Raw genomic sequence first — 17,727 nt, 5'->3', positions numbered from 1 at the left:
AGTTGGATGATCGCAAAGACATATTTTTTTACACACACGGTTAACTAACCCGTTTTGTATATCAGGCAGCTTAAGGATTATAGTCTGAAATTTCTCTCCTTCTTTGTTAGGGCAACAGATGATGAATAGGGGGCTTTGTTTAGCGAAGAGCGGAAATTAAGCCGTTTCGGCATAGGAAACCCATATTCCTGAAAAGGTTTCCTATGGCTAAAGCTTTATTCTATGTTTTTTGCATACCTGGTATTCAGCCAAAATACAATGCTGGTTAATACGATAAAAATAGCCAGGATTATAGGCTTTACGATCAGCAGAACTGCCCAAAATAAGGTGAAAAAAATAATTGCAACAATGATTAGCTTACTCATAATTAGTTTTTGGTTAGGTATTGTGTATGGTTAGATTTACATAGATACGTAATTTTTCATTTAAAAGATTTGAATTCCAACAGAAAAGGTATTCCTAATATGTTTGTGTATATTCAGGTATTTCTTAATTTGCTAGCAATCAAATCATTAATATTTTTACGATGCGATGTTTTCTGTATATATAAACAGGCAGGGTTGAAAAAAAAATACTCATTTGTAGGATAAAATATCTTCTTATGGTTTGAATTGTAGCCACTTTATCCTCCAGTTATCAGCCAAATGCTTGCAACTGACCATATTTTTCCTGTATAGGCTTAATATCAACCCTAATCTGGCGATGCGGATTTGCTGAACTACATTTATTTTTTTCATAAATTTGCATGTCTTTAAATAATCAGATGATGAAAAAGCAATTCACAATTGACTGGATGTTAATCTTATTATTAGTTTGTGCCTTAGTGATGATTTTAGTCGATAAGGCAAGCCAGAACAAACAATTCCATAGAAATAGTCATGCCTTTAACGGTTTCTATAGCAGGTAATTTAACCGGATTGCTTAAATAATATACCGCTTCACGCTAAATAGCATTAATGCATTTTTATTATCTAAAGATGCATTTTTCGTTAATCATAACCATAAATATGCATTATTGCGTTACACTAAGTTTTTTACTATGTTTGCATTCTAACCAACTATTTTTTATGAGAGACCGTCCAACGGTGGACTGGCTACTGATCACTTTATTGATTTTGGCATTTATGCTAATGGTAGTCGATTTTCAGTGTCAGAAGAAACGCAATCAATTTAGGAAGAAGCAGATCATGATACTACATCGTCACTAATTTTGTAATTATTGAATGTGTTTGTTATGTTCCTGAAATTTTTAATTAAGCGAGCAAACTTCCGATTGAAACCAGTATAGTCATCCTTGAAAGATTAAAGCTATACTGTTGCTGCTTGCATAAGTTCTAAATGTTATCTTTTACATGTTTTCAGCGTGAATGAAACATGCTTACCCTAGCCTTATTCATAATTGTGTTCGCTTTGAAAGTTCCTAAAAATTTTTAATACAAAAAAAGGATAACTATAGCTTAAAGATCTATTCCTTTTTATACTGAGATGGATAAAAAAACTATGGTTGAACACTTCGGAAACGTTTAGAATTTACTGAATGTGCAGATTTTTTTTCGTAAAATAAAAAGATCAGGAAACCATTTGGTGAAACATTTCGTATACAAGTGTTACAAATCAAATGTTTATGAGCAAATTTGACATAATAGGATCCATATTTACGCTATTATTTATTATATCATTACTGGTCTGGATAATTACTTTGGATTAAAGTACGATATGAGGGTCACATGATTTTGAACTATTCAGTATCAATTATTGATAGGTTGAATCTAATATCGTAATTTAAGGTTGACTGGTTGCGGGCAGCAGCCATCATCATGCCATATGCCTGATGTTTAATAGTTTCTATTTATTCACTGCCATCGCTGCGGTAGGGAAAGAATCACAAGCTGGGGTTTTAATACCCGCGCATAACATCGTCGAAACCGCATCCTAACAAAATAGATGTTTGTTAAATTGATAAATGTTACCAAATATTAGCTTAGTGCTGATAAATTAATATTTAAGTTAATGGGTTAGGCATTGCGATATGTGAAAGTAAATTGTATTTTTGGAGTGTAAATATCAGGAAGCTTTAAAATGGTTGCAGCTATGTTTGCAAACCCTGACAGAGCAACAACGTAGATAACTTATTTTCAAAATATAAAAATAATGAATTTTCCATCAGAATTAAAGTATACCAAAGACCACGAGTGGGTTAGAGTTGAAGGTAATGAAGCTTATATCGGCGTAACCGATTTTGCACAACGTGAATTGGGTGATATCGTTTATGTTGATATTAACACTGTAGGTAGTGAGGTTGCTAAAGAAGAAGTTTTTGGTACTGTAGAAGCGGTTAAAACTGTATCTGATTTGTATATGCCTGTTACCGGAACGGTGTTGGAAGTTAATGCTGAATTAAATGATAACCCTGAATTGGTTAATTCTGATCCTTATGGACAAGGCTGGATGGTTAAAGTATCATTGGCGGATGCAGCTGAATTAGATAGTTTATTAACAGCAGAAGCTTACCAGGAACTGGTAGGAGCTTAATTTCTGATATTTTGTACAAAGCACTAAAACAGCAAAAATGGGCCCTTCTCTGGACGCTTGTTGTTTTGGTGTTTTGTAATATGCACATTTCCGATTCAGTTGGGAAAAGTGGCTTTTTCTTTGAAGGTTTTGACAAAATGACCCATATGGGCTTCTTTTTCGTCTTATCTGTCCTGCTCTTTTTTGGTAAAATTAAATATCAGCATACCTACGCTTTCAGAACATTTACCATCTTTAAAATTTTGCTCATTAATGCCATTATTGGTGGTGGAATAGAATTGCTGCAATGGAAGGTTTTTACCTACCGCTCTGCAGAATGGTGGGATTTTGGCTGTGATATGTTAGGCGCATCAATGGCCGTTTTTAGTTATGTATTGCTCCATAAATTAAATTTCAATGAGAAGGAACGTTAGTATTCTATATGTAATCGTAGTAGTATGTTTAAGCGGCTGTAGTATCTTTAAAAAAGACTGTAACTGCCCAAAAGTATATTACCAGAGTTATCCTTCATCTCAAAAATAACCTTCCTTCAGACCACTTTTTCTTCTGGCCTGAATATCTTCTCTAGGGTGTATTTAAAATGTTACCAAGCTTTTAACACACCTTAACAAACCTTTGGACTTTTCTTTAGTCTGATAGCTTAGTTTTATAATATAATACCTAACTTTTTAATGAAAAGAAACGTTCAGCGGGCAATATTCATTATGCTCCTATTTTGTGGATATCTTGCCCAGGCTCAAAATACTGGCTCAATAAGTGGTAAAGTGGTTAACGCGAAAGATAAAAAACCGGTTGACTTTGCTACCATAGCAGTTAAAAACCTGAAAGATTCGAGCGTGGTGGCTTCCGGTCAAACCAATCCTGACGGAAGTTTTACTTTTAAAGCTATAGCCCCGGGTAAGTATAGGATTTATGCTGCCTTTTTGGGTTTAAAAACAACGACCAAGGATATAGAAGTTGCCAAAGCAGCAGTAAACGCCGGTGAAATAGCGATGAGCGATGATGGTGTTGATTTGAAAACCGTTAATGTTACCGCTACCATTCCTATTGTGGTGAAAAAGGACACCCTGGAGTTTGATGCCAAATCAATTAAAGTACGTGAAAACGCCGTGGTAGAAGATCTCCTGAAAAAGGTTCCAGGGGTGGAGGTAGCAAAAGACGGGAGTGTAAAAGCCCAGGGCGAAACCATTACCAAAGTAAAGGTTGATGGTAAAGAATTTTTTGGCAATGATCCATTACTGGCAACCAAAAACCTTCCTGCCGACATGGTAGATAAGATTCAGGTAATTGACGAACTATCTGAACAGGCACAGTTTACCGGCATTGATGACGGAACAAGAAACAAGATTTTGAACATCACTACAAAAAATGGTATGAAACACGGTTACTTCGGTAACAGTACAGTCGGTTATGGTTCAAACGACCGTTATGATGCAAGCCTTAACGTAAACAAATTTGACGATGACAGGCAGATTAGTTTTATCGGTCAGTTTAACAATGTAAACAAGCAGAATTTTGGACAGGGCGGAGGTGTAGGCAATGGTTTTGGGGGCTTCGGTGGTGGACGTGGTGGTTTTGGTGGCGGAAGTAATGGCGGCGGAAGTGGCGGAATTACCACTACAAACGCAGCAGGTTTAAACTTTGCCGATACCTATAAAGATGGAACCCAGTTTCAGGCCAGCTATTTCTTTAATAAGGCGAAATCGGAACTTATCCAGAATTCCAATACCCAGAACCTCGCTGGCGGTACCAACAACATTGATGAAGCGATAAATAATACCTCTGACAGGATTAACCACCGTTTCAATTTTATGGTCGATACCAAAATTAACCCATCTTTATCTGTTAAAATACAGCCCAACCTCGCCTATACCGAAACCGATGGTAACAATTTTAACAGCTATACCAGAATACTTGATGATGGCTCAACAATCGGTTCGCAGCGAAACACTACAACTACAGCAACACCTAGCATTGGTAACAATCTATTGATCCGCAAGAGCTTTAAACGGAGAGGCCGCACGTTATCCTTAAATGTAAATACCAGCATTAACGATAATGACGGGACGAACCTTAACTATAGAAATGACAAAATTACAAAAGGAACAGTAGCAAGAGATACCATTACCAATCAGTTAAACAATACCAGCAGTCATTCCATAAACAATACCACAAGAGTGGTTTATACTGAACCGTTAAACAAGACGTTAAGTGTGGAGGTTAATTATCAGAACGGTTATTCAAATAGCGATTCGCAAAGAGATGTATTTAATTACAATCCATTAACGCTACAATTTGACCTTGTAGATAATACATTTTCCAATATCTATAATAACCGTACGCTAACTAATGCGGCAGGTTTAAGTTTAACTACAACCGAGAAAAAATACAACTGGAATATTGGCGTAGCTGCGCAACAGACCAATAGGGTAAATACCAATTTAACAACAGGTTTAAGGCGGACCCAGAATTTTATCAATATTACGCCGTCAGCACAGTTCAGGTATAATTTTAGTAACCGCAAGCGTTTATTCATCAATTACCGTGGCTCAACCAATCAGCCAACTATTGATCAGATCCAACCGATACCTGACAATACAAACGCTCAAACCATTTATTTGGGTAATCCTGAATTAAAACCTGCGTTTAATAACCAGTTAAGAATTAACTTTAATAATTTTAATATCGAAACTGGTCGTTTTTTCTTTGCCGGTTTAAATCTCACGCAAACGTTTAACGCCATCGGAAACACGGTTGTACCTTTGTCAGGAGGTGTTCAGCAGGTAGGTTATATTAATGTTGACGGCGTTTATGCAGGTAATGCCAATGCTACCTGGTCTCTGCCCTTGATGGCAGAGCGTAAGCTAACGCTGAATATTTCCGGCAACGGCTCTTATAACAGAAATGTGAATTTTATTGCAGATCAGGTGAGCAACGCGCTGATAAAGAATGTAACCAATAGTTACACCATTTCAAATGGTTATAAATTGGTTACCAATGTAGATAAATTTGATTTAACAGGAGGTATAACGGGAAGTTATACGAACTCTACATTTTCTGCCAGGCCATCATCCAATACACAGTATTATACCATCAATCCTAGTTTTGATGTCAGTTATGTATTGCCAGCCAATATCCGGTTAGCCATTGATATCGATTACTATAGGAATTTTGGCGGCGGTGATTTGTTTAACCAGGAATACACCATTCTTAATCCTTACATCAGCCGTCAGTTTTTTAAAAATAGGGGAACATTCAAGTTTTCTATAAATGATGCACTTAACCAGAACACCGGTGTGAGCAGAACCGCTACGGGAACTTCAATTGTTGATTTAACTTCTAATGTGTTAAGACGTTATTATATGTTCTCCTTCACCTACTCATTAACGCGCATTGGGGGTAGAAACATGAGCAGCGATATGCAGATGCCAGGTCAGCGTGGTGGTGGCGGTGGTGGAGGCCGCATGAGGATGTAACTCAACCTTAACAACCATTGCCCGAAAATGCAATCCTGTTGATATTAGTTCGTTTTTAAACACAAATAAAAGTTCCGGTCTGATTCGGGACTTTTATATTTTAAGAGATCTGACCATATTAAATGTACAATTAACATTTATGTATTTCAATTGTTACTCAAAACAAAATAAACCTTTATAACAGCCTGCTGTCTTTATGCTATAAGCCGAAGTAACCGAATGAAACAAATTTTTACCTTTCTACTTATTTTATCATCTTTTTATGTGTACGCCCAGAAAACGGGTTCTGTTAGCGGAAGGATTATCCAATCGACAGATAAAAAACCAATTGATTATGCTTCTTTGGCGCTTAAAAATCTGGCAGACTCAAGTACAGTAGGTGCTGCAAATACCACAGAAGATGGGAAGTTTGTTTTTAAAAATTTAAAGCCAGGTAAATACAGATTATATGCAGCGTATCTGGGTTTAAAAAATGCCACTAAAGATTTTACCATTACTTTAGATCAAGGAGATATCACCCTCGCTGATATTGTTTTGGAAGGAGGGGCGATTGATCTTCAAACGGTTGATATTAAAGCCGAAATCCCGCCAATTGTAGTAAAAAAGGATACGCTTGAGTTTAATGCGAGCTCGTTTAAAGTGGTGGAGAATGCTGTAGTAGAAGATCTGTTAAAGAAATTGCCAGGATTAGAGGTCGATAAAGCCGGAACAGTGAAGGCCCAGGGCGAAACCATTACCAAGGTAAGGGTTGATGGTAAAGAATTTTTTGGCAATGATCCATTGCTGGCCACTAAAAACCTTCCCGCCGATATGATCGATAAAATTCAGATTATTGATGAACTTTCAGATCAGGCACAGTTTACCGGAATTGATGATGGTTCAAGAACCAAAATCATTAATATTACCACAAAGAAGGAGAAAAAAAATGGCTATTTCGGGAATAGCACCGGTGGTTATGGTTCTGATGACCGTTACGATGTGAATGCGAATATCAACCATTTCGATCAGGATAAGCGATTGAGTGTAGTGGCTCAGTTTAATAATGTGAACAGGCAAAATTTTGGCGGTGGCCTGGGTGGCAGCGGCGGACGTAGCGGTATTACCGATACCAAAGCCGGTGGGGTCAATTTTTCGGATGTGTATGCCGATCAAACTGAAATTAATTTTAGTTATTTCGTCAATAAATCTGATAACCTGATTTTAAGGAACAGTGTTACCCAAAATCTTTTGGGTAATGTAACTACAGTTTTCAACAACAGCCAAAATAATACTGCAGACCGTTTGAACCACCGTTTAAATTTTATGGTCGATACGAAACTAGATTCGCTCACTTCCTTGCGCATACAGCCGAATTTAAGCTATACCAATAATGAAAGTGTGAACAGCAGTACTTATACCCGCGATTTTGGTACCTATACTACAGATGGCGCTCAGCGGTTAACTAACCATAATACATCGCCAGCTGTCAGCAACAATATTTTATTGCGCAAAAAGTTTATGCGCCGCGGCAGGACTTTGTCTCTGAATCTTAATACCAATATCAACAATAACGACGCCGACAATTATAATTACAATCCTGAAACGCGCGAAAAAGATAATGTTAAAACAGAGAAGATTATTAACCAGCTTAATGATCAGGAAAGCGAGTCTATTAACCAAAATACCCGTTTGGTATATACAGAACCATTAAATAAAACATTAAGCATTGAGTTTAACTACCAGAACGGCTATAATCATAATACCTCTGAGCGCTTTACCTACGATTTTAATCCGGCTACACTAAATTATGATTTGCTGAATGATTCTTTAAGTAACGTTTATGAAAACACGATTTTAACCAATACGGCTGGTTTCAGTTTTAATAAAATGGCTAAAAAATACAACTGGAATGTGGGGATGGCCGTTCAGAATACCGATCGGAAAAACGATAACATTACCAGAGGATTTATACTAAAACAGAACGTATTTAATTATACCCCTTCTGCCATGTTTCGGTATAATTTCAGCAACAGCAAGCGATTGGTTTTTAATTACAGGGGCAGCACCAGTCAGCCCTCCATACAGCAATTGCAGCCTATTCCAAACAATACCAATACGCAAAGTATACCGTTGGGAAATCCTGATTTGAAGCCTGAGTTCAACAATACGTTGCGCATTGCCTATAACACATTTACGCCCGGTAAAAACAGGTCGTTATTTATAAATATAAACCTTACCCAAACCTCGAACAAAATTGCCAATAGCAGCAGTTTGATCGAGAGTGGGGCTAACCAGGGTAAATTTGCTGTTTTGCCTGTAAACGTAAGTGGCGTTTATTCAGGTTCATTGTCTTCCTCATTAAGTTTACCCATCATGACAGAAAATAAACTTAATTTCCATATCAACGTTAATGGCAACTACGGCAGGGATGTAAACTTTACCAATACGTTAAAGAACATCACCAATAGCTGGTCGATTAATAATGGTTACCGTTTAGTTTCCAACCTGGATAAACTTGATCTGACCGCAGGTGTTAACGGTTCAATAAACAGGGCTACCTATTCCGTTCAATCCGGTTCCAATACACGATATTATACTTTTAGCCCCAATATCAGTGTAAGCTATCTGTTTCCAGGTGATATCCGATGGTCAGTTGATGCAGACTATAACCAAAATACAGGCAGGGGAGAGGGTTTTGATACCCGCTTTACTTTAGTAAATTCTTACATAAGCAAGCAGTTTTTCAAAAACAGAGGTACTTTTAAAGCGGCAGTAAATGATTTGCTAAATGAAAATCAAGGTGTAAGCCGCACGGCCAATAATAATACCATACGTGATGAGAGCTACAATGTCTTGCGGCGTTATTTCATGTTTTCATTTACCTATTCCTTAAATCGTATGGGAGGAAAAAACATGATTAGGGCAGGCGGAGATGGTGGTAGAGGCCGTGGTGGCAATGTTGGAGGTGGCTTTGGAGGAGGAAGGCAGCGGGATTAAATCATTTTACGGTAAAGCTGTATAATTTATCGTCCCCACCGCATTATCTTATTTGGAATAAATCTAAAGAAAGGCTAACTTGCGACAAATTTAGCACATGAAACTGTCGCACCTAAAAGTTGGAGAAAAGGGAACAATTGTAGCCTTTACAGATTTGGATATGTCTGTAAAGTTGATGGAGATGGGCTGCTTACCGGGTGAGGTAGTAGAGGTGGAACGTTTTGCTCCTCTGGGCGATCCTATGGCGATCCGTGTGGCTGGTTATCAGCTTTGTTTGCGTAAAAGTGAAGCTGATGTTATTATTATTCAATAAAAAAGCTGGGTTTGGATATTAAAGTTGCATTAGTTGGTAATCCCAATACAGGTAAATCTACTTTATTTAATCGTTTAACAGGGTTAAATCAAAAAATTGGAAACTTTCCGGGTATCACTGTTGATAAAAAAACGGGTTTTACAAAACTCGAAAATGGTAAAGAAGCTGAGGTTATTGATTTACCGGGAACATATAGCTTATATCCAAAGAGTACTGATGAAAGTATCGTTTTTCAGGTACTTGCCGATAAAAAGAACAATAGTCATCCTGATGTGATTGTACTTATTGCCGATGCTTCGAATTTAAAGCGTAACATGCTTTTATATTCTCAAGTGGCAGATTTGGGTATCCCAATCATTTTGGCGCTTAATATGATCGATCTTTCCGCCAAGCAGGGGATTGAAATCAATCTGGATAAACTATCCGAAAAATTGGGTATCCAGGTAGTTTCCATTTCGGCAAGAAATAATATCGGGATTGACAGGCTAAAACAGGCTATTGCCAATACCAATAAAATTGCCACGCAGTATCAGGATATAGACGTGAACTTCCTTGCTCCGGAGGCCATTAATGCCATAAAGACGAAGCTGAATTCAGACAATGATTATTATGCACTGCAGGTATTACATCAGCATGAACATTTAACCTTCTTCACCGAAAAAGAACAGGAAGAAATTGAACATATTGAACAGTCTCACCATTTCGAATCTTCTAAAATTCAGGCTGCGGAAACCATTGCCAGATATAAATATCTCGGCACTGTTTTATCTGATGTGGTTATTGATAAAGGCACCGAAAAGAAATTTTCTTTTAGTAATAAGCTAGACGCTGTTTTAACCCATAAAGTCTGGGGATTTGCCATTTTTATGCTTATCCTTTTTGTAATTTTCAATGCAATATTTGCCTGGTCATCCTATCCGATGGAGTGGATCGAAACTGGTTTTGGATTTATAACCAGCATAGGGCATGAATACTTGCCGGAAGGCATGCTTACCGATTTGTTGTTGGATGGTGTAATTGCCGGTTTGGGTGGCATTTTTGTTTTCATTCCACAAATTGCTATTCTTTTCGCATTCATATCTGTTTTGGAAGATACGGGTTATATGGCTCGTGTTACCTTTATGATGGATAAAGTGATGAGCAAGGTTGGACTCAACGGCAAATCTGTTGTACCGATGATTGGCGGTTTAGCCTGTGCTGTACCTTCTATTATGGCTGCCCGAAATATTGAAAATTGGAAAGATAGAATGATTACCATCATGGTTACGCCACTGGTAAGTTGTTCGGCAAGACTCCCGGTATATATTTTAATCATTTCATTAATTATTCCATCAAAAACCGTTCTTGGCATTTTTAACCTGCAAGGCCTGGCGCTGATGGTTATGTATCTGGTAGGGATTATTGCTGCGGTATTGGTAGCATGGGTAATGAAATTTATCATTAAAACGAAAGAAAGGTCTTATTTTATCATGGAGCTGCCGGTTTACCGTATGCCAAGATGGAAAAACGTGTTTTACACCATGTATGAAAAATCAAAAACTTTTGTGTTCGAGGCCGGTAAGGTAATCATTGCCATTTCCATCATCCTTTGGGTAATGGCTTCTTTCGGACCGGGCAACCGCTTTGAAAACATTGATAAAAAATACGAATTGGCCCTGGCTGATACGACAAAAAATACCGATCACATTAAAACCCTGGTGGCAACCGAAAAATTGGAAAACTCCTATGTAGGTATTCTTGGACACTGGATAGAGCCTGTTATCCGTCCGTTGGGTTATGACTGGAAAATTGGCATAGGTTTAATTACTTCATTTGCCGCCCGTGAAGCGTTTGTTGGTACAATGGCTACCATTTATAGTGTTGATGGTGGTGATGAAGATACCTCAACTATAAGGGAGCGCATGTCTGCCTCGGTAAACAGCCGTACGGGCTTGCCAATTTATACTTTTGCTACTGGTATTTCGCTGATGCTTTTTTATGCTTTTGCCATGCAGTGTATGAGCACAGTTGCTATTGTTTACCGCGAAACCAAGGGTTGGAAGTGGCCGGTAATCCAGCTGGCCTATATGACGGCTATGGCATATATTGCTGCCCTGGTTGCTTACCAGTTGCTGAAATAAATAAGTGCGTCCTTTCGAACGATGATTTGTTGTGCATAAAAATTAATGTAGATAATAGGAGAATTTATCGTTACAGATCTCCTGAATAAATTGTCAATATAAGAAGGCTTTTCAGTCGACGTAGCAAGCTTTACAGTAAGGTTCGTTTGCCGGGAAAGATTGCTTCGTCGTTCCTTCTCGCAATGACGATATTTTTTGATCTGTTTTTGATAGAGAGCAGTCAAAGGGCATTATCAAAAAAAATATGATCATGATTTGGATTTGGAGCGCAGGCGCTGTGCATTATTAAAGTTTCTCCCCGCTTTTCTTTTTATCACGATGAAAAAATCGTGATGTTCACTCCAATCAGGTCCAGGCGGTCCGTTAAGTAGTGCTATTTTGGGCTGGGTGCTTATCTGCACAAATCTTTGTTCCTAAACCCGGTAGTAGCGGCAGCTCCCGATTTTTTCATCGGGACTATAGCGGATAACGGGACTGCAGTTTCCGAAGCCACACTGAGCATTAATTTCCAATAAGCATCACGAAAACCCAAAGCATTACTACCATTTAAGATAGATAAGGTTTAAAGTATGTTGTTCTTAATGAAGCCTTTTTACTTTAGTCTATCCGCTTACCCCAATTCGATCTGCCGCTTAATGCTTTCCTCCAATGATATTAAAGTTTCTGTACGTTGTATGCCGTTTACCGCCTGTATTTCTTCATTTAAAACATGGCGCAAGTGATTGGTGTCTCTGCAGATAATTTTGGCGAACATACTGTATGCTCCGGTAGTGTAATGTAATTCTACCACCTCCTTAATTTTGCTTAGCTGTGCAACTGCATCTTTATACTGGATTCCTTTTTCGAGATAAATACCCAGAAATGCACAAATATCATATCCTGCCTTTTGCGGATCAATGATGAGGTGGGATCCTTTTATAATGCCCATTTCTTGCAGTTTCTTCATCCTAACATGGATCGTTCCGCCGGAAACGATAAGATCTTTGGCAATTTCTGTATACGGTTTAGTGGCATCCTGCATCAATTGCTTCAATATATCGATATCGAGGTTGTCAATTTCTAAATTGGAATTGTCTTTTTTAAGCATATTTTTGAATTATGATAAGCGAAATTACAAATATTTATTAATATTATAAAAATAAAATTAAATGTTTAAAATATTTGCAAGGTATTGGTTGTTCCTTTACATTTGTATCAAGCAATTAACAAAAAGGAAACGTTCTTTCAAAATTGTTAAACATAATGTAGGGTGGTGAAACAGGCAGACACACCTCCTTGTCTCGGTGGCGGAGAATAATGGGAATATACCAGTTTTGGTACCAACCACTCCTTGAAGGTTCGATTCCTTCCCCTACAGCTGCTTTAGTCCTAAGTCAAGAGTCTATAGTCTTTAGTAGACTTACGACTGCAGACTTTGGACTACAGACTAAAATGTTGGGTGGTGAAATTGGCAGACACGCCTCCTTGTCTCGGTGGTGGGGAATAATGGGACAAACGCAGTTTATTGGGTTGACCACAAATTAATTTTTTGAACTGTAGCTAACTACCCCTTGAAGGTTCGACTCCTTCCCCAACAGCATTTTTTATGAATAATAAGTTAGTTAATCGAGCAATCCTGGATAGGTTGCTCTTTTTTATTTTTAGGTCATTTCATCATATCATTCTATATTTATATGATATATTGTTATATTAACAATCAAATTTATTCGCTTAATGCCTGTGATAAAGAAACGCATTTCAATTAAAGACATTGCTAAACAGTTAAATATCTCCATCACAACTGTTTCTTTTGTGATTAATGGGAAAGCAAGGGAAAAAAACATCAGTGAATCGCTCACTAAAAAGGTCTTAGACCTGGTGGCCGAACTAAATTATCATCCCAATGCCCTCGCAACAAGTTTAAGAACAGGCAAAACGAAAATTATAGGTTTCCTGGTTGATGATATTTCTGAGCCTTTTTTTGCCGGGATAGCACGCAGGATTGATGAAATTGCTTCGAGCCTGGGATATAAAATCTTATTTAGCAGTACCAGAAACGATACTGAAAAGGCGATTGAACTGCTCCATATTTTTAAAGACAGGCATGTTGACGGCTACATTATGGCTTTACCTGAAGGGTTGGAAGAAGAGGTGAAAAAACTGATCCAGACAGATGCTCCGGTAGTGTTGTTTGATCGGTATGTACAGGATGTTAAAACCGATTATGTCATTATTGATAACGAGAACAGCACCTACAATGCCATTGAACACCTTATTAAAAACCACTATAAAAATATCGGTTTTGTAACCATTGATACCGTTCAGCAACAGATGGTTGATCGTTTGGCTGGTTACGAAAAGGCTGTTGAGAAATACAACCTGCCTGCAATTGTCAAGAAGATCAATTATGTAAACTCTGCTGAATCGATTAAGGAAATGATCGATTTTTTTAAGGCCGAGAAGCAACTTGACGCCGTGTTATTTGCCGCTAACTATATTTGCCTGGATGGTTTGAGAACGTTTAGGAAACTAGGTATTCAGATTCATCAGGACATTGCTGTTGTTTCCTTTGATGATTTTGAAATTTTGGAATTTTGTGAACCCCCGGTTACAGCGATTGCTCAACCTCTTGAAGCCATTGCAGAAAACGTAATGAAGATTCTATTGAAAAAACTTAAAAAGGGCAGTAAGTCTGCCGAAAAGATAACGCAGGTTTCATTGCCCACCATATTAAATGTTAGGGGTTCCAGCGCTAAAAAATAGGGGCATAAAAAAGGGAATAGTTTAAGTCTATTCCCAATTCTTTATTTTTGTAAAGATTAAACGGTCATTACATCTTTTTCTTTAGCTTCGGCATGTTTATCAACTTTGATGATGTAGGCATCAGTTAATTTTTGTACCTCTCCCTCTCCTGTTTTAATTTCGTCATCAGATACGCCTTCACCCTTTAATTTCTGAATTTTGGTATTGGCATCTTTGCGGATATTGCGAACGGTAATACGACCTCTTTCGGCTTCTTCTTTCACCTTTTTTACCAATTCTTTTCTGCGCTCTTCAGTTAACGGTGGAACAACCAGGCGGATAACGATACCATCATTTTGCGGGTTGATGCCAATATTGGCTATCTGGATAGCTTTTTCAATCGCTGTTAAAAGCGATTTTTCCCAGGGTTGGATGACGATGGTCCTGGCATCAGGCGTATTGATACTCGCTACCTGTGACAATGCTGTAGCTGCACCATAATAATCTACGAAAATACCATCCAACATTCCAGCTGATGCTTTACCAGCCCTGATTTTAGTTAATTCAGATTCACAATGATCGATGGCCCTTTCCATTGCAGATTGAGCATCCATTAATTGTAATTGTATGAGGTCGTTCATAATTGTGTCTATTTCTACGAAAATAATATTTTTATACCTTATTTAACCAGTGTTCCAATCGGTTCGCCACTAGCGATTTTCATAAAATTGCCATGTTTGTTCATATCAAACACAATAATTGGCAATTGGTTTTCTTCGCAAAGGGTGAAAGCTGTCATATCCATAACATTAAGGCCTTTATTGTAAACTTCTCTAAAAGAAATTTCTTCGTATTTAGTAGCCAATGGATCTTTTTCAGGATCTGCAGTATAAATACCGTCTACACGTGTTCCTTTTAGCACAACATCGGCTTTGATTTCTATAGCACGTAAAGCGGCAGCAGAATCTGTTGTAAAGTATGGGTTGCCGGTTCCTGCACCAAAAATAACCACACGGCCTTTCTCTAAATGCCGAACAGCTCTTCTGCGGATAAATGGTTCGCAAATCTGCTCCATTTTAATGGCAGTAAGTAAACGTGTCTTGATACCAACTTTCTCTAAAGCATCTTGCAAGGCCATAGAGTTGATTACTGTAGCCAACATACCCATATAATCTGCCTGTGCCCTGTCCATCCCACTTTTTTCGGCGCTCAGGCCTCGAAAAATATTTCCTCCTCCAATAACGATTGCGATTTCTAAACCTTTATCGTGTACAGCCTTGATATCTTCAGCATATTGTTTAACGCGTTCATTATCAATTCCATATTGTTTTGTGCCCATTAGTGATTCTCCACTAAGCTTAAGTAGGATGCGTTTATATTTCATGGCCCCAAAAATATTAACATTTTTTTAATACCTGGCTATGGTTTTTAATAATTGATGTAAATATTTAAATAGAAATATTGATTTTAAAAGAAAAGGGCAATACCATCAAATAGTGCTCCTGTTTTAATTGATTTTTAAGCGCCTCCCTTGTTCGGGGAAGATTAATTTTAAATGCTTTTTGTTGCCGGAAATCAATTGTTGCTTTACTTTTTCTGCTGTTTGCAGAGGGGGTTTGATATGCGTGATAACAAAAGAAACTTTTCTAAATACTTTTTCATTGGTTAAAGCTTCAAGGTTGGATAGTTCAGCAAAAAAAAGTTCTGGCGTAAGGTGTCCGAACAATTGTTTGTCGGGCTGTTCATTTGGGAAAGAAACTTCGAGGAATATTGCTTTTAACTGTCCGGAATTGACCAGTGGTGCTACTGCCTGCCACAATTTAAAGAGTTTATCCGATTGCTCAATTTTGTCGGCACCGGTATCTCCAAGGTAAAGTACATAGCTATTACCATGGCTAATGAGAAAAGCAGTACTTTTATAAGGATTACCATGGCTCAGTTCAAAAGCTTTCACTTTCATTTCTGTACCTTCCAGCGGATAGGTATTGCCTTCCATCAGGGGGAAATAAGTATACTTTTTTAACTGTGGTTTTTCGCCTTCGTTGGCAAAATTGGCCCAGGCATCCCATGTAAAATATTTATCACTTAAAATGCCAAGCACGGAAGGAATTCCATAAATCTTTTTTGCAGTATCAGCAGGTGAGTTGATTATTAAACCTGCCACATGGTCTAAATGCGCATGCGAAATCAAATACCCTTTAATCAGTTTACGCTGAGTTTCTTCGCTGGTGCCGTTAAGCGACCTACGATTAATTGCCTTTTGAATACCTGCATTGACGGTGCCTGCATCAAGGCAGACATAGTTATTGCTGCCTTCTGGCGCAATCATATAGCAGGATAAATTGCTCTCGTCATCGCCACCCTTTACGCCAAGTGGTATTATGGAAAAAGCGGTATTTGTTTGTTGCCCCCAGGAATTAACGGCGCAAATTGACAAGAATAAAAATGTCGCAGCTATTTTTTTTACCATATTGAATGCTTTATACCGTTTTACCATGAAATATGACCTCTTTTAAATTAAAATGATCATCAATGAGTAAGAGGTTTGCCTGTTGCCCGACACTTATACATGAGGTGAATTTGTCAATGCCAATTAATTTCGCAGGATACAGGGTTCCCATTTTTATTGCCTCATTCAAACTGATATCGCAATGTGATACACAATTTTTAACGGCTTCTAACATGGTTAGCGACGAACCCGATAGTGTGCCATCGGGCATCACAAATTTGTTCCCTTTTTCGACGTGTTGATATGGTCCGGTAGAACAGGATGTAACGGCATCAGTAATAAGAAACAAACGTTCTTTTAATATTTTCTGCGCAAATTTAATCACTTCGAAATCTACGTGTTGTCCATCAGCAATAATACTGGCCATAGCCTTATCATGACTGAACACTGCTGTTGGTATCCCGGGCTCGCGATGATGGATGGGACTCATGGCATTAAACAGGTGGGTTGTGGTTTGGATGCCTTTATTATAAGCGGCTGTAGCCTCTTCAAAAGTCGCATTACTATGGCCAAGCGAAACCACCACTCCATGATCAAGCAGGTATTGAATTACCTCATCATCCTGCAATTCTGGTGCAATGGTCATCATTTTAATCACACCATCCCCAAAATCGATTAATTTTTTAATCTCATCAAGCGAGGCCTTCCTGACAAACGCAGGTACATGTGCACCTAAACGTTTTGGATTCAAAAATGGTCCTTCCAGATGTAATCCTAAGCAATTTTTTGCTGTTGATCGATGTGCTTTGGCTGCTTTGATGCACTCATTAAAAACTTCCTGAGAATTTGTTGCCATACAGGCTAAGAAACCGGTTGTACCTTTTTTAAGCAGGTCATCTTCCATTATGGTTAATGATTCGACAGTTGGATCGGCAGAGAATAACCTTTCGCCTGCACCATAAATCTGTAAGTCAATAAAACCAGGCACAACCAGCGAAGATCCGTTTTTCTCATTGCTGCTTTCGATAAGGCCTGAAATGATCGTGCCATCAATTACGATGTCCTGGTTCTCTATTAAAATGTCGTCCTGAAAATAAGAAGTATTGGATATTACTTTATGCATATCGAAATGTTTAAGTA

General features: G+C 38.1%; 13 protein-coding genes and 1 tRNA gene. 8 read left to right on the top strand and 6 right to left on the bottom strand.

What is annotated here, in order from left to right:
- Positions 1-215: 215 nt before the first annotated feature.
- Positions 216-365 carry a hypothetical protein gene (locus ACIQXP_RS19095; protein ID WP_293743273.1) on the bottom strand — a complete coding sequence of 50 codons (150 nt, stop codon included), beginning with the start codon at positions 363-365 and terminating at the stop codon, positions 216-218.
- Positions 366-2,151: 1,786 nt separating this feature from the next.
- Between ACIQXP_RS19095 and gcvH the strand changes: the two genes are divergently transcribed.
- The 6 genes from gcvH (at position 2,152) to feoB (ending at position 11,417) form a co-directional block, all read left to right on the top strand.
- Complete coding sequence (gene gcvH, locus ACIQXP_RS19090; RefSeq protein WP_090982942.1) at positions 2,152-2,532, top strand: glycine cleavage system protein GcvH; 381 nt, start codon at positions 2,152-2,154, stop codon at positions 2,530-2,532.
- An 11-nt stretch (positions 2,533-2,543) separates the two neighbouring features.
- Positions 2,544-2,945 (top strand): VanZ family protein, encoded by a 402-nt coding sequence (locus tag ACIQXP_RS19085; protein WP_293743272.1) that lies wholly within the window; start codon positions 2,544-2,546, stop codon positions 2,943-2,945.
- 258 nt (positions 2,946-3,203) lie between these two features.
- Positions 3,204-6,008: an outer membrane beta-barrel family protein gene (locus ACIQXP_RS19080; RefSeq protein WP_387506759.1), complete on the top strand. Its 2,805-nt coding sequence runs from the start codon at positions 3,204-3,206 to the stop codon at positions 6,006-6,008.
- A gap of 219 nt (positions 6,009-6,227) precedes the next feature.
- A complete protein-coding gene (locus ACIQXP_RS19075) occupies positions 6,228-8,984 on the top strand; it encodes an outer membrane beta-barrel protein (RefSeq protein WP_387506761.1) in 2,757 nt (918 codons plus the stop codon).
- A gap of 97 nt (positions 8,985-9,081) precedes the next feature.
- Positions 9,082-9,297, top strand: a complete 216-nt coding sequence (locus tag ACIQXP_RS19070; RefSeq protein ID WP_055913318.1) for a FeoA family protein — start codon at positions 9,082-9,084, stop codon at positions 9,295-9,297.
- Between the two features lie 11 nt (positions 9,298-9,308).
- Positions 9,309-11,417: a ferrous iron transport protein B gene (gene feoB, locus ACIQXP_RS19065; protein ID WP_387506763.1), complete on the top strand. Its 2,109-nt coding sequence runs from the start codon at positions 9,309-9,311 to the stop codon at positions 11,415-11,417.
- Between the two features lie 610 nt (positions 11,418-12,027).
- Here feoB and ACIQXP_RS19060 read toward each other — a convergent pair.
- A complete protein-coding gene (locus tag ACIQXP_RS19060; RefSeq protein ID WP_025145395.1) occupies positions 12,028-12,504 on the bottom strand; it encodes an Lrp/AsnC ligand binding domain-containing protein in 477 nt (158 codons plus the stop codon).
- A gap of 345 nt (positions 12,505-12,849) precedes the next feature.
- Here ACIQXP_RS19060 and ACIQXP_RS19055 point away from each other — a divergent pair.
- Together ACIQXP_RS19055 and ACIQXP_RS19050 are read left to right on the top strand one after the other, a co-directional pair.
- Positions 12,850-12,994: transfer RNA gene (locus ACIQXP_RS19055), tRNA-Asp, on the top strand.
- A gap of 136 nt (positions 12,995-13,130) precedes the next feature.
- Positions 13,131-14,159: a LacI family DNA-binding transcriptional regulator gene (locus ACIQXP_RS19050; protein WP_293743269.1), complete on the top strand. Its 1,029-nt coding sequence runs from the start codon at positions 13,131-13,133 to the stop codon at positions 14,157-14,159.
- Between the two features lie 56 nt (positions 14,160-14,215).
- On the opposite strand, the gene frr is transcribed toward ACIQXP_RS19050, so the two are convergent.
- From frr to nagA, 4 genes are all read right to left on the bottom strand, one after another.
- On the bottom strand, positions 14,216-14,779 hold the full coding sequence (frr, locus tag ACIQXP_RS19045) for a ribosome recycling factor (protein ID WP_293743268.1): 564 nt from the start codon (positions 14,777-14,779) through the stop codon (positions 14,216-14,218).
- Positions 14,780-14,817: 38 nt separating this feature from the next.
- A complete protein-coding gene (gene pyrH / locus ACIQXP_RS19040) occupies positions 14,818-15,522 on the bottom strand; it encodes a UMP kinase (protein WP_090982955.1) in 705 nt (234 codons plus the stop codon).
- Between the two features lie 123 nt (positions 15,523-15,645).
- Positions 15,646-16,608: an MBL fold metallo-hydrolase gene (locus ACIQXP_RS19035; protein ID WP_387506768.1), complete on the bottom strand. Its 963-nt coding sequence runs from the start codon at positions 16,606-16,608 to the stop codon at positions 15,646-15,648.
- A gap of 10 nt (positions 16,609-16,618) precedes the next feature.
- The gene (nagA, locus tag ACIQXP_RS19030; RefSeq protein ID WP_387506771.1) at positions 16,619-17,710 is read right to left on the bottom strand and encodes an N-acetylglucosamine-6-phosphate deacetylase; all 1,092 of its coding nucleotides are present in this window, start codon (positions 17,708-17,710) and stop codon (positions 16,619-16,621) included.
- Between the last annotated feature and the right edge of the window lie 17 nt (positions 17,711-17,727).

The organism is Pedobacter suwonensis (genome assembly GCF_044762335.1).
Classification (GTDB): domain Bacteria; phylum Bacteroidota; class Bacteroidia; order Sphingobacteriales; family Sphingobacteriaceae; genus Pedobacter.
This window is presented reverse-complemented; position numbering and strand designations above follow the sequence as displayed.